This window comes from Clostridium brassicae, assembly GCF_026738875.1.
GTDB lineage: Bacteria > Bacillota > Clostridia > Clostridiales > Clostridiaceae > Clostridium_H > Clostridium_H brassicae.
This window is the reverse complement of record NZ_JAPQFJ010000001.1, coordinates 108,742-123,186: the sequence shown is the minus strand read 5'-3', so window position 1 is coordinate 123,186 and position 14,445 is coordinate 108,742. Positions and strand designations below refer to the sequence as shown.

The 14,445-nt window shown below is 27.2% G+C and carries 13 protein-coding genes; all 13 read right to left on the bottom strand.

Going from position 1 to position 14,445, the window contains the following annotated elements; all coding sequences use genetic code 11:
• Positions 1-93: 93 nt before the first annotated feature.
• Entirely contained in the window at positions 94-342 is a 249-nt protein-coding gene (locus tag OW729_RS00600; RefSeq protein WP_268059454.1) for a DUF3892 domain-containing protein, read from the bottom strand.
• A 104-nt stretch (positions 343-446) separates the two neighbouring features.
• Entirely contained in the window at positions 447-1,817 is a 1,371-nt protein-coding gene (locus OW729_RS00595) for a hypothetical protein (RefSeq protein WP_268059453.1), read from the bottom strand.
• Between the two features lie 385 nt (positions 1,818-2,202).
• On the bottom strand, positions 2,203-2,847 hold the full coding sequence (gene trmB, locus OW729_RS00590; protein WP_268059452.1) for a tRNA (guanosine(46)-N7)-methyltransferase TrmB: 645 nt from the start codon (positions 2,845-2,847) through the stop codon (positions 2,203-2,205).
• A 91-nt stretch (positions 2,848-2,938) separates the two neighbouring features.
• Positions 2,939-4,015, bottom strand: coding sequence for an AI-2E family transporter (locus OW729_RS00585; RefSeq protein ID WP_268059451.1), 1,077 nt, complete (start codon positions 4,013-4,015; stop codon positions 2,939-2,941).
• Between the two features lie 385 nt (positions 4,016-4,400).
• Positions 4,401-5,546, bottom strand: a complete 1,146-nt coding sequence (locus OW729_RS00580) for an ABC transporter permease (protein WP_268059450.1) — start codon at positions 5,544-5,546, stop codon at positions 4,401-4,403.
• Positions 5,547-6,674 (bottom strand): ABC transporter permease, encoded by a 1,128-nt coding sequence (locus OW729_RS00575; RefSeq protein WP_268059449.1) that lies wholly within the window; start codon positions 6,672-6,674, stop codon positions 5,547-5,549.
• 11 nt (positions 6,675-6,685) lie between these two features.
• Positions 6,686-7,621 carry an ABC transporter ATP-binding protein gene (locus OW729_RS00570; RefSeq protein ID WP_268059448.1) on the bottom strand — a complete coding sequence of 312 codons (936 nt, stop codon included), beginning with the start codon at positions 7,619-7,621 and terminating at the stop codon, positions 6,686-6,688.
• Between the two features lie 308 nt (positions 7,622-7,929).
• On the bottom strand, positions 7,930-8,559 hold the full coding sequence (locus OW729_RS00565) for a response regulator transcription factor (RefSeq protein WP_268059447.1): 630 nt from the start codon (positions 8,557-8,559) through the stop codon (positions 7,930-7,932).
• 13 nt (positions 8,560-8,572) lie between these two features.
• Positions 8,573-9,679, bottom strand: coding sequence for a sensor histidine kinase (locus OW729_RS00560; protein WP_268059446.1), 1,107 nt, complete (start codon positions 9,677-9,679; stop codon positions 8,573-8,575).
• Between the two features lie 17 nt (positions 9,680-9,696).
• Complete coding sequence (locus OW729_RS00555; RefSeq protein WP_268059445.1) at positions 9,697-10,350, bottom strand: site-2 protease family protein; 654 nt, start codon at positions 10,348-10,350, stop codon at positions 9,697-9,699.
• Between the two features lie 212 nt (positions 10,351-10,562).
• Positions 10,563-11,630, bottom strand: coding sequence for a hypothetical protein (locus tag OW729_RS00550; RefSeq protein ID WP_268059444.1), 1,068 nt, complete (start codon positions 11,628-11,630; stop codon positions 10,563-10,565).
• 20 nt (positions 11,631-11,650) lie between these two features.
• Positions 11,651-12,652, bottom strand: a complete 1,002-nt coding sequence (locus OW729_RS00545) for a phosphodiester glycosidase family protein (RefSeq protein WP_268059443.1) — start codon at positions 12,650-12,652, stop codon at positions 11,651-11,653.
• 259 nt (positions 12,653-12,911) lie between these two features.
• Entirely contained in the window at positions 12,912-14,288 is a 1,377-nt protein-coding gene (locus OW729_RS00540; protein WP_268059442.1) for a PhoH family protein, read from the bottom strand.
• Positions 14,289-14,445 lie beyond the last annotated feature (157 nt).

Here is a 14,445-nt window from a genome sequence, read left to right as displayed (position 1 = left end):
AATAAAAAAGCAGTAAAAGGAATTCCAATAATTTATATTGAAATTCTTTTACTGTATTCATATCATGTAAACCTATACATAAAATAATAAATTTTAATAAATTACTGGTAAGTCCCAAAGATTAGTGTTAATTTCACTAATTGATAAGTTCTTAAGGAACTCCTCCTTTTCTTCCAACATGCTTGAGCTAATACCTGCTATAGCTCCTTCTCTTGAAAGCTCAATAATTTCATACTTAGATACGTTTCTTCCATCTTCTAGTCTGTAACTTACCGTTTCTCCATTTCGATTCTTTTTGACCTCTGTTATAATGTGTTCGAATTCCAAGTTTCCAAACATCATATTAACACCTCCACCTTCATTATATGAAATTTTTGTTAAAAATTCAACTGTATTCCATTAACAGTTCATTGCCACTTATTCTTTTTTATAATATTTTGACAATTCTAAACCAGTACTATTGAGAAAATTACAGTTATTATAATACCTATTAATATAGGAATTATATTTCTTCTTGCAAGTTCAAATGGTTCAACGTCACATACTGCTGCAATAGGAACAACACTCCATGGTATAATTGTTCCTCCACCAATCCATATTGTTATTATCTGCCCTAAGGATGCTATTTTATACTTATTAATTCCTATTGCTTTATTAAACACTTGTGCTAATGTACCAACCAATGGTAGTCCAGCAAATCCTGATCCTCCCACTCCTAATAATGCACTTATACCTGTTTGCATTATTACTGCAGATATTTTATTTAAAGGTATCTTATTTGAAATATAAATTCCTATATCGGTTAAAAAACCATTAACTTCCGCTTGAAATATTACACTTGCAGTTTCCTTGCTTCCAAGAAAGAAAAATGCACTTATGATAATTATTGGAGCAAACACTTTTATTCCAAATATAAATCCTTCTACTATATACTTTCTGACATGATTTAGGGAATTTTTAAGATTATATTTTATAATAGATGCACAAACCATAATAATAATTGAAGTTCCACCTATAAGAGCGGTAGCATTACCTCCTTTTAACTTATACTTATAAATAAAAAACATATCAATTAAAAAAGATACTGGTGTTAGAAATGCAATAAATTTCGTCCCTAATCCTGCTTTAATAACTTCATCTTTCTTTTTATTACTGTTTGAAGCATAGTAATTAGTTATTTTTAATTCTTTTTTCATAATATAATAAGCTACAGCAATAGTACTAACACTCATTATTATCCAAAAAGGTACAGTAGCCTTTATTATATCAAATGGATTATCCGCTCCTGCTGTTCTTGCTGTTATTGCTGGAGCCGCTTGTATAAAATAGTCACTAGATAAAGCTGCCCCATTACCAAATAAACTTAAACAAACCGCTGCCCAAACTGCTGGTAATCCCGATTCAACTGCTGCAGGTACCATTATAGCTCCTATAAAAGCTACTGCTGGTGTAGGCCATATAATCCATGATACTAACAGCATAGTAATTCCTAATACAAAAAATGAAGTACTACTATTAGTCATAAATTTCTTCAAAGGCTTTATTATGAGTTCATCAGCTCCCATGTCTTTTAACACTTTAGACATGGAATTTAAAAGAGCTATAATAACTATTATTTCTATAAATTCTCTTCCTGATATAACAATTGAATTAAATAAAACTTGAATACTTTTTAAAAAACTATGAGTAAATACATATGCTGTTATTAATATGGCAATTAAACATGGAAGAACAGCATCCTTTTTTAAAAATATAATTAAAAGAATTACAGAAATCAGAATTATATACACATAATGAACCATTTGAAGCATTATCATATATATCCTCCACACATCTTATACTATTAAGTTATTCTTAACTTTTCATAGAAATTTTTTAAACATTAATACCTTATCTCAATTTTACAATTATTTAATATTTAAACTAAAACATCTCAAACATATACTTTTATTATTCTATAAAAATATAGTATTTATTAATAAATACTATATTTTTATAGAATAATAATTTTATCCAATTACAAATCATAGTAATAATATGATATTAAATTTAAAATTAATGTAACTCACCTTTTATTTTTTCAAAAACTAAATAAGAATCAAATTCTATTACATAAAAGATTTTTTACATTAAAAAAGCCTCCATATATATGGAAGCTTTTTTTAACCTGAGACATAGATTATTTTATTCTACGCCCGATTACTATTTAAGTTTAGCTATAAGAAATTTACTCTTTATTCCTAGTTCTTTAAATTTTGATTCATACTCTGTCATAATATTTTCTTCTTTATATTCACTATTATGCAAATCGTAAGTTTTATAAACTATTTCAAATCCACTTTCCTCAAAATACTCAAAAGACTCTTGAAAAAGTTCTAAATCATCTGTTTTAAAATAAATTTCTGTTCCCTTTTTTATAAATTTCTTATACTCTATTAAAAGCTTTGTATGGGTAAGCCTTCTTTTTTTATGTCTATCTTTAGGCCATGGATTACAAAAATTTATATATATCCTACTTATTTCATTCTCATCAAAAACTTCTGAAATTCCACCTATATTCATTGCTATTATTCTAGCATTTTCAATCTCAGCCTCAACAAGATTTCTAAGTGCCATTACCAAAATCTCATCTTTTAAATCTATTGCTATTATATTTTTATCAGTATATCTTTGAGCTGTCTTTGTAGTAAATCCACCTCTTCCACATCCTAATTCCAAATATATATCATTATTATTTTGAAATTCTTGACTCCATTTACCTTTTAGTTCTTTTGCTTCATCTAACGATTTAAATAAATGACTTGCCTCTAACTCAGGCCTAGCCCACCATTTTTTTCTTAGTCGCATGAACGTTCCTCCTTAGATCTCCAAAACTAAGCACCAATTGATATTATACTTTATTCTAAGAAAGCATACAACATAAAATCCTATATTAATATTAAGCATCAGCTTTCATATTATGTATCTTATCATTATTAGTTTTTACCCTATCTTTATTAAGTTTTAACTTAATTTGCTTTTTATCACTTTCTAGATTAACACCTAACATATCCAAAATAAATATAACTATTGGAATGCCTAGCAAAAGACCCCACGTTCCCATAAAATGTTCAGAAACAATTAGAATAACAAAAGTAAAGAAAACAGGCAAATTAGTTTTATTTGACATTAATTTAGGATTTAATACATAGCTTTCAAAGGCATGTATTATAGATATCATTACTAATATATAAAATACTTTTATTATACCACCTAATTGAAAAGCTATAAAACAAAGAGGTACTAATGATATAATAACTCCTGCTACTGGAATCAAGCTTAATATAAATATCATAAAACCTAAAGCAATTAAATTTTTAAACCCTATTGCAGAAAGTCCAATAAGCGAAAAACCTGTATTTACTACTGCTATAAGAATTTGAGCCTGTATAACTTTAGCAAAAGAATTCATAAAACTTTTTCCAAAATAAGACATGTATTGATAAAATCCAGATATCCTGCTATCCTTAAATTTTCTTATAAAATCTTTTATCTCTTCTTTTTGAAGAACAAAAAATAAACTTAAAATTAAAGATAGAAATATGTTAACTGCCCATTTTCCTATATTAGTTGCACCTTCAACTAAACTATTCACTCCCATATGAGTATATTTGCCAATATCCACTTGCTCTAATATTTTTGTAATATACTTAGATTCTGTAAATTTAAAATTAGACGCTTCATGTATAAAATGTGCACTCTCATTGACTGCTACTGGTATATACTTTGTAATAACAAAACCTAATATTAAAACTATAAACGTATAAATAGCAAAAATAATCAATTTAGGGCTTACCTTTATAAATTTACTTAACTTATCCACAATAAACATTTTTGTAGTATCTACAAAATATGCAAGTAAAAATGTAAGTAAAAACAAATTAAACATTGGTTTTATAAAATATAACATTATTAATAAAATAATTAAATACATTGCTTTTTTTGTAGCTTGTTTTTGCCAAAGTTGCTTCAACATAGTATCATCTCCTATTAGGGTTAGCAAAATTTAACTATATCCATTCTTAACACTACTTGCATATAGATATCTAATGCAATTTTCTCAATTAAATATTTAGAATTCAGCAAACATTATAGCACAATTTTATATGTTTTTTCTTAAATATATCTTAATACAATCATAAAAATAATTAAATAATATATAAATATAAATTTGTTAATACATCTATACTAGTTAATTGCTATGTCATAGATAAAAAGCCGCTATGATTTTAATTAACTAATAGCGACTTTAATTAACAAATTATTCGTCTTTTACACCATAAAAATAATTATAAATTTAGTATTAATTATAAATTTAATATTAATTATACAAATAAAGTTTTTTAACCATACAATCTTTTTTAAATAAAGCTTCCTATCTTGTCACTTTTCTTCATCTTGAAAGTAGCCACAAGAAATAATACTAATGCAAACGCAAGTAAAATTACTATATTTATTCCCGTATCCTTAATTCCTCCTCCATTTTGAAGCTTTGATATCGCTTCTATAGCCCATTTCTGAGGAACAAAATTAGATATTCTTTGAATCTTATCTGGCATTATCTCAATTGGCCAAAAACATCCCCCTAACATACATGTTGGAGTAATTATCAAGGTAGATAAATTTCCCGCTTCTGCTGTTGATTCTGAAAAAGCAACAACTATCATTCCTATACCTATAGATACAATTCCTAATAGCATCATAACTAAAAATAATTTATATACTTCCATGTATATGTCAATATTTAATATACACTTTATAGCTACAATAGCAAGTATTACTTGAATTGATATAATAATTAAATTTGCTAATATATTGCTTATCATATATATTCTAGAATTTACAGGAGTCGAGCATATTCTTTGATAAGTTCTTTCTCTTTTTTCCTTTAAAATTATATTTGAAGTAGACGTAGCTCCAATAAGAAGAAACATTATTAAAATTCCTAATCCTCTTTCTGTTAATTCTTTATTTAATTCTTTATCTTTAACTTTTTCAACACTTAATTTTAAATCTTGATTTTTATATCCATTATATATTGCATTAAATTTATCTTTATTTCCTTTAGAAGCCTTAGCTATATCTAAAATATTTTTTATATATAGGTTAGTATAATTTTCAACCCAAGCCGTTACTTCTTTTCCTTGAATAGATACCATCTTAATGCTTTCTAATTTATTATTATAAATCTCTTCACTAAATCCTTTTGGTATAATAATAGCAAGATTCACATTTTTATTTACTACATTGTTTTGTACATCCTTCTCTTCAATAGGTATATTTTCAAATTTTCCTGTATTCTCTAGATATTTAAGCATATCCATTGAAATAACACTATTATCTTTATTAACTACTCCTATCTTTATTTTTGTCACTTCACCCTTTCCCATTATTGCCATTATTATAGCTAGCGATAATATAGGCATTATAAAATAACCTATTAGATTAGACTTTTTCCTTAAGGTAACTTTTAAGGTATTTAAAGCTAGTACAAATATATTCCTCATTTAAGCTTCCTCCTTTCTAAAAAGCATTGTAGCAATCATTAAAAATATAAAAGCTATACTAAAATTAATTAGTACTGCAGGAAACACTTTTTCATAATTATTTGTAAATACAATATTTAATATAGAACTATTAACCCACCTTATAGGAGAAAAATTTGACACATTAGTAAGAAGTGTATTCTTAAATTCATCTATAGGTAAGTATCCTCCACCTAAAAATACCATAACAGGAATTACAGCATTTAATATTCCATTCATAACGGCTTCTGTCTTTGTCAAAAATGCTACCCCTATTCCTATAGACACCGCCATCACAATCTCCGAAAATAAAACAAGTAATAAAATAGGTAAATTATCTCCCCAATTTACTTTAATTACATACTTACTAAACATAATTACAATAATAATTTCAATTACCGTTATAATTACCGAAGATAGTATTTTTCCCATAAAAATTTCTTTTTTTGTAATAGGTGCTATAATCATTCTATTACTCGTCTTTCTGTTTTTTTCACCAACAATTCCAAAAGCTGCTGTCATAGATGAATACATTATTATTAAAGTAGTCATTGTAACACCATAATAATCTATAGCCCTTGGTTCCTTCTTTTCATTTAAAGATTGTATATTTACATACTTTTTATTATTTTCTTTTAAAATCTGTCCAACCATTCTTGGATCATGTCTTCCTATTTCATTGACTACATTATATCTTTGTACAAATGTATTCAATATTCCTTCAACAAAACTACCTCCCAGTCTATTTCTTTCATTCTTGAAAATTTTTATTTCCTTCTCATTTTCATTAATCAATAAATAACAAGCATAATCTCCATTTTCAAGGCTTTTTTTAGCTTCTTCTATATTATTGGTTTCTTTAAATTCTACATTATAATTTTTAAGTTTATCTTCTAATAAATTAAAACTAGTTCCTATATTATTATCTTTCCCTTGTATAGTATATAGTACATTTATTTGTCCCAATTTAATATCTCCATTCATAGCACTAGAAAGGGCTGTTCCTAATATAACTATTAAAACAATAGGAAATAAAATCATAAGAGCTAGTTCTTTTTTGCTTCTAAATCCTTCTTTCATGTCTTTTAAGATTATATTTAATATATTCACTATATTCCCCCCTAATCTCTCAATTTTCTTCCTGTTAATGTTAAGAATACTGTTTCAAGATCAGGTCTTTTAGTTTCAATATTCTTTATTTCTATACCTTTGCTTGTAAAATACAATATTATTTTATCTAAATTATTGATTTCTTTAGAACTATATATCTTTATTCTATTTTCATTAATTTTAGCTTCTAAAACTCCATTTATATTTTCTATCTCATCAATATTTATATCTAAATTAAAATCCACAGTAACCTCTGTATAATTTCTATCTGTTACAATAGATTTCAATTCTTCTTTACTACCTTCTGCAATAACCTTTCCATGATCTATTATTCCTATCTTTGTACAAACAGATTCAACTTCTTCCATATAATGAGTAGTATAAATTATTGTACATCCCATAGAATTTAACTTTTTAACTGATTGTAATATATGATTTCTAGATTGAGGATCTATTCCAACTGTAGGTTCATCCATTATTATTAGCTTAGGTTTGTGTGCTATAGCGCAAGCTATATTAAGCCTCCTCTTCATTCCTCCTGAAAAACCTTTTGGAAATTCCTTCGCTTTATCATTTAATCCAACAAACTCCAAAGCTTCCATAGCACTTTCTCTTAGTTTTTTTCCTTTTAGTCCATAAAGACTTGCAAAAAAACTTACATTTTCAAAAGCAGTTAAATCTTCATATATAGCTATTTCTTGAGGTACTACTCCTATATTCTTTTTAGTATAATAAGCTTCTTTATTTATATCTTTATCTAAAATTTTTATTTGTCCTTTATCCATAGATAAAAGTCCACACATCATGTTAATAGTTGTACTTTTCCCTGCTCCATTTGGCCCAAGTAAACCATATATTTCTCCCTCATGTATATTTAAATTTATATTATCAACAGCAATTAAATCTCCAAATTTTTTCATTAAATTTTCTATTTTAACTATATTCATATACTCACTCCCTATTTATATATATCATGCTTTTATTATATAAAAAAACAGTAGATAAATTTAGTAGATAAAGTCATGTTTAATATATGACAAAAGTCATATATTTTTATCATATATACCTCCACTAATGCTCTACTACTTCTTATGCATATAGCCATATAACATTATTATTGCTAATTATAAGTTTCAAACTCTATATTTGGAGTGAAAAAATCTATTTATAGTCTTGATATTAAGCTCTAAAGATAAAGTTAAACATTTTCATGTTTATTTTTATATAAAAAATGGGACAGCATTAATGCTGTCCCTTAAAATTTACCTTTTAAATAATATATAGCAATCTGTGTTCTATGACTTAATCCAGTCTTAGATAAAATATTACTTATATAATTCTTAACAGTCCCTTCTGATATATACAACTTTTTAGCAATCTCTTTATTAGATAACCCTTCTGAAATTGCTACTATCACTTCTAGTTCTCTCTCCGTAAATAATATCTCACCAATTGAATGATTTACACTACTATTTAATCCATGTACTATTTTGTCTAATATTAAATCTTCCATAACCGTATTTCCATTATAAACAGTTTTTATAGCATTAATTATTGTATCTGGTGGATTGTTTTTTAAAATATATCCCTTTGCCCCATACTTTATTGCATCATATATATACTCGTCTTCATCAAAAGTAGTAAGTATTAATGCTCTAGTATCTGTTTTAGATACAATGCCTTTAACCGCTTCAACTCCATTCATAACCGGCATTCTAACATCTAGTATAGCTACATCTATATCATTATTTAAGCAGCCTTCGACTGCCTTATATCCATCTTCTACACACTTACTGACCTCAATTTCACCTGTCATTTCTAAAATAATTTTTAGACTTTCTCTTATAAGTGCATCATCATCTGCAATTAAAACTTTAATTGCCATAATGTAACTCCTTTCACTGAATAGGTAAAAGTAGTATTACAGAAAAGCCCTCATATCCGTCTATAATTACTTTTCCCTCTACATTTTCGCATCTTTCCTCTATCCCTTTAATTCCAAGTCCCTTAATCACACTTGAACATCCAACACCATTATCCTTAACTTGAAACTTTATAATTTTATTCAAAATCTCAATTTTTGCTTTTATTTCTGTTGCATTTGAATATTTTATTGTATTAGTCAAAATCTCCTTCAAACTATCATTAATTATCTTCCAATACACCATAGAGACTGCTCCTAAGTCTCCTTCACAATATAGGTTAGTTTTTATTCTACTATTAACCTCAAACTCTGCTAATATAAGCTTTAATTTGTTTACACCTATTTGCTCAACAGGAGGTTTTATATTTCTTAAAGTGGCTCTTATGCTATCCATACCTTCTCTTAAAACATTTATGGTATTTTGAATCATATCTTTAGATTTTGTAGTATCTTTATCCATTATAAATTTTATAGCCTCAAGCTGCATTAAGCTTCCTGAAATAGTATGTCCAATATTGTCATGTATTGCCTGGGCAATTTTATTTCTTTCTTCTAATTGAGACATATACTTTATCTGCTCACCATATTGAATGTCCTTAACCGAAGAATTATTTAGTAAATAATTTTTCTCTCTCAAATATTCATTTTCTTTAGTAAGTTTTTTTACTTTTAAATTAAATATATTATATATTCTAACTATCACATAAGTGAGCATTAAAATAACTAAATACTCATTAAAAACATTATTTTCAAGCCAAAATAGTGGTACAGATAAAAAGCATATTCCTAAACTTTGTCTAATATTAAACAAATTAAGCACTTCAAAAAAATTCATAGGCAACAGTAAGATAAATACATTATTGATTAGTATAGTACTACCAAACAAAAAGACTAAAATAAAAACCTCCATTATTTTTATTTTAATCTCATCTTCAATAATATATGTATATACACAAAGTGCCATATAAATTAATAATATTACTACTACATAGGAAAGATTATGGAAATTAGTTTTATTTACAGAAATAGCCGCAGTATATATAACTATGAAAAATTTGCTTAATATAAGCAACCCTTCCATACTACACCTCAATAATTCTAAACTATAAGATTAACTATTAGTAAAAAAAATCTAGTAAGTAAATTTGTTGGTGGATAAATTATAAGTCCTGCAAGAGAATTCCCACCTAATATAGGTAAAATCAAAACTAATAATATTATCATTTGATATCTATATAGTTTGTCAGCTACTTCATAAAAAAATTTAGGGAATAAGTCTCTTAAAATGTGGAAACCATCTAAACCTGGTATAGGAAGTAAATTAAATACCGCTAACAAACAATTTATTGAAATACCACCAAGGCAAATTTTATATAAAACATAAAATAATTTTTCATTTTGGAGTGGTAACTTAGACAGAACCCCTAACAAAACTGTAAATATTAAAGCTGCAAATAAATTTCCTATAACTCCAGCAATAGACACCTTGAGATCATCTTTATAATAATTTTTAAAAGCATTAGGATTAGTTTCAACCGGTTTTGCCCATCCAATTCCTATAATTAAAATCATAAGGAATCCTATAGGGTCAATATGTGCCAATGGATTTAAAGTTAATCTGTCTTGAAATTTAGGTGTTTTATCCCCTAACCTATCTGCCATCCACGCATGAGCATATTCATGAAAAGTAAACCCTACTAGTATCCCTGGAATAATTAATATCTTGTATAACAATGTATCAGTACTAAACATACTTATCCTCCTTTTTATTATAATTATATCAAATACAAATTAATAAATACAAAATTTATAATTGTTTTGAAATTTACACCAAATTAATATTTTTATAAAATATAGTCTACTTATTATAATAGGAAAGCCCCATTCTTAATCAGAATAAAGCTTTCCTATTATTCTATTGCTAAAATTAACTTTAAAAACTATCCAGTCTAAGTATAATTTTCTTACTTTAACTGAGTTTCTACTAATTTCCCTTCACTAGTAGAAGCTATTCCATTTTCATACATTTGCATAAAAATACCTTTATATACAGTCTCTTTATTAGAAGCAACTTCAGTAACAGTTCCTTTTAGATTGTCATTAATATATACCTTACCCTCTTTTGAAATAAAAATATCTTTTTTATCTATAGGGTTTGTAAGTGTAATCTTTTTCCACTCAGTAGTATCTTGTTCTGCTCTACCACAATATATATTTTTCACTTTTGAAGATCCTGTATCACTATTTTCAAGTTCTCCTAGGTAAATTCTATCTTCTTCATCTGCTGATATAAGGCATACATTATCAATATCTTTCATAGAAATAGAATCACTACTACCTGTTATATATACTTTTCCTTCTTTTGGCGCTTCATAAGTTATTCTATCATCATTAGGAAGTATTTTTATATCACCTATAAAATAAGCTTCTGTTCTTACCTTTTCAATCTTCTTCATAACATCTATACTATAAATAGTAGTTTTTCCACCTTTTAATGCAGTTTTAACATATATCATATTAGTTAAAGGAGTCAACTCTATATCTTCTATATAAGATTTCTTTGAAGCTGTTATTGACGTTTTTTCACCTTCTTTTGTCTGCATTAAATCTTTTTTATTTCTTTCTGCATCATAAGAACAAAACATATATTTGTTGTTATTTCCCTGTTCTTTTTTCATAGCTAAAAGTATTATATCCCTATCTGGTGCCCATTTGTAAAATTCCACTTCATAATTCTCTTCTAATTCCATTTGATTTTCTTTTCCAGTATAAACATCAATTACTTTTAAAACATCATCTTTATAGTAGGACACAAATCCTCCATCATATGAAACAGCGACATGTTCTGCATCCTCTGGAATTGGCACGTCTACTTTCTTTCTCTCTTTTTTCTTTTCATTAACTACTTTTTTAGCTACTATATTAGTAGTACCTTCAGCTGCAAATAAATAATTATCAACATAGTATAAAACAGCTACTTGAATAGTCACGGATATTAGCATCCATACCATTATTTTTTTTATAGCTTTCATCTATTCTTATTCCTCTCCTTTTACGATTCCACATAAAATATCGTAGGTATTGATCTTTCTCCTAAAGCATCGCAAGGATTATTTATAACTTCTCCTTCATAGTATAATGTTGAAGATGAACCTCCATCTAGATTAGCTGCATTATAAGCCCCATTTTCATACATTAAATCCTGAACTTCTCTATAAGTTGCCCCTAAACTTCCCGGTTGTCTTCCATCTATAACAAGAAGCATAATGCTTCCATCTTTTCTTTGTCCTATAGCGGTTCTTGGAGCAATTCCACCTCCACCATCTCCACTCTTTATTGTCTTCTTGCCACTAACAATCATAGTTTTATCAAAAGAAACTGCATCAACTACATTCTTTTGCTTCATTTCTCTTACTGTATGATATCCTACTAATAACCTTCCGTCTTTAGTAATACCTATAATTTCATGTTTCTCATCTTCATCTTTATAGTCATTATGAGCTATTTTACCATTAGAAATTATTATACCTGCAGGTTGTCCACCATTTCCAGCCCACTTCTTTCCACTTGGTGATTCATCAGTAAAGGCTCCTCCATTTACTGCTGCTACAGCATTATATCTTTTTGCCATAGCACTTGTTGTTTCTCCTGTTTTATAAAGTTTACTAGTATATCCAACCTTTACTCTTGTTGGATCATTAATTATAATCATTGTTCCTTTGAATTTATTTCCGTTTATTTCATATCTTTCTATACTACTATCATGTTTAGGCTTTATATTAACCTCTCCGTCATCATCTTGAATAATTGTTTCTATTTTATTCCTACTTTGAATTTCATTAATACGTTCTTTTGATAAGAAAGCAGTAGCAATCCATTGATGAGTCATTGTTGTCATTGCTGCACCAACCACTGTATTTTTAGCATTTTCAAATGGTCCATAGTAAAGCATGAACGGACCTGTTGCACCTGTAAAAACCAATTCAAAGATTATAAAGGCTGCAAACAATTTAAATGAAAATTTCTTTTTTGTCTTTCTATTTTTTTTACCCATCCTTTTATCACCTTTTTATTTTTATCATGTTTTCTATATCACTCTATGTATTCTACACTAAAATTTAAAATAAAGATAGTTCTTTTTTGTGAATTATTTGTGTCAATTTTACAATACACAACAATATTTTTATAATACAAATTAATATCCTAAATTTAATTATATAATAAATATTTATTTTTTTAAAGGCAAATATCCTGGAATAAATGTAAAATTAAATTACTCCAGGATATTTGTCTTTATTTAGATTTAATAATTACTATAATAATTTTGATGCTTCATGGGCAAGAGGGGATCTTTCGCATTCATCATATTTCAATGTTACTTGACAGCATAAATGGCTTCCTTTCATTTTTTCTGAAGCATAACATAGTCCATTAGATCTATAATCTAAAAAAGGTTGATCTATTTGCTCTGGATCACCTACAAGTACTAATTTACTACCTTCACTCACTCTAGTAATAATAGCCTTAACTTGTTTTGGAGATAAATTTTGAGCTTCATCTATTATTATCCAATTTTTAACTATAGATCTTCCTCTTAAAAATCCTACAGCTTCTGTAGTAATAATTTTCCTGTCAAATAACTCTCTTATTTTATCACTAAGCTCCTTTTCATTTTTATATCTTTCTTTTTCATCAGAGTCAATTAAAATTTCCAAATTATCTATAATTGGTCTCATATAAGGAGCTATTTTTTCTTCCTCAGTACCTGGTAAATACCCTATCTCTTCATCCATAGTTATATTAGGTCTACAAACTAGTATTCTCCTGTACTCTCCACTATTTTCTTGTATTATTTTATCTAACCCTACAGCAAGAGAATATAATGTTTTACCAGTTCCTGCTGGTCCCTTTATTATTACAAGTGGTACTTTATCTGCACTACAAAATAAGGCTTCTAACATAAACTTTTGCCCCACATTTCTAGGACTTATTCCAAGTGGGGATTTATCTTTATATATAAGTGGCACCACTTTTTCTCCATCAAATTTTCCTAGAGCTGTTTTTTTTGGATTTTGTAAAGAGTGCATTATTAAAAACTCATTTGGATATAACTTTGGAATAGAATATTGCTGAGTCTCCTCTGAGTATAGTTTTAAATCTTGAAAATTAATATACTTCTTTTTATAAAACTCATCTATTTTCTCTGAAGACACATATACTTCTTGTCTCCCAGTATATTGATCATCATACTCTGGAACTACCTTTTCATAATAGTCATTGGCTCTTATATCCATAATATCTGCTTTAATTCTTTCGAATATATCTTTTGTAATTAAAAATACATCTTCCCCATTTTCTTTTAATCCCTTACAAATCTGAATTATTCTATTATCTGCTTTAGCTTTATCCCAAGAGTACGGAATCTTTGTTTCATAATGATTCATTTCCACTCTGAGACTTCCACCATTAGGCAACTTTATTCCCTTATTTAATTTTCCTTTTTTTCTTAATCCATCAATTAATCTAGCAGCTATTCTTGCATTTGCTCCTAGCTCTCCTGTATTTTTTTTAAATGTATCTAATTCTTCTAAGACAACTTCTGGTATAACTACATTACCATCTTCAAAACAAAATATGGAACGTGGAGAATATAGTATAACATTAGTATCTAATACATAAGTTTTTCCCAAAATATAATTCCCCCTCTCTCTATATTTATATTATGCTTATAAGGTTATATATGTATTAAAAACCAGGAAAAATATACAAAGTTTATTTGTATTTCAGAATAATTGACTAAAGATAATTTATATTATATAATATAAATAATTACATGATAAGGGTGGT

Coding starts and splice junctions, on each gene's coding strand:
- OW729_RS00565 (WP_268059447.1), bottom strand. CDS start 8,559: ATGGCAATTAAAGTTTTAATTGCAGATGATGATGCACTTATAAGAGAA.
- OW729_RS00560 (WP_268059446.1), bottom strand. CDS start 9,679: ATGGAAGGGTTGCTTATATTAAGCAAATTTTTCATAGTTATATATACT.
- OW729_RS00555 (WP_268059445.1), bottom strand. CDS start 10,350: ATGTTTAGTACTGATACATTGTTATACAAGATATTAATTATTCCAGGG.
- OW729_RS00550 (WP_268059444.1), bottom strand. CDS start 11,630: ATGAAAGCTATAAAAAAAATAATGGTATGGATGCTAATATCCGTGACT.
- OW729_RS00595 (WP_268059453.1), bottom strand. CDS start 1,817: ATGATAATGCTTCAAATGGTTCATTATGTGTATATAATTCTGATTTCT.
- OW729_RS00600 (WP_268059454.1), bottom strand. CDS start 342: ATGATGTTTGGAAACTTGGAATTCGAACACATTATAACAGAGGTCAAA.
- OW729_RS00570 (WP_268059448.1), bottom strand. CDS start 7,621: ATGAATATAGTTAAAATAGAAAATTTAATGAAAAAATTTGGAGATTTA.
- trmB (WP_268059452.1), bottom strand. CDS start 2,847: ATGCGACTAAGAAAAAAATGGTGGGCTAGGCCTGAGTTAGAGGCAAGT.
- OW729_RS00585 (WP_268059451.1), bottom strand. CDS start 4,015: ATGTTGAAGCAACTTTGGCAAAAACAAGCTACAAAAAAAGCAATGTAT.
- OW729_RS00545 (WP_268059443.1), bottom strand. CDS start 12,652: ATGGGTAAAAAAAATAGAAAGACAAAAAAGAAATTTTCATTTAAATTG.
- OW729_RS00580 (WP_268059450.1), bottom strand. CDS start 5,546: ATGAGGAATATATTTGTACTAGCTTTAAATACCTTAAAAGTTACCTTA.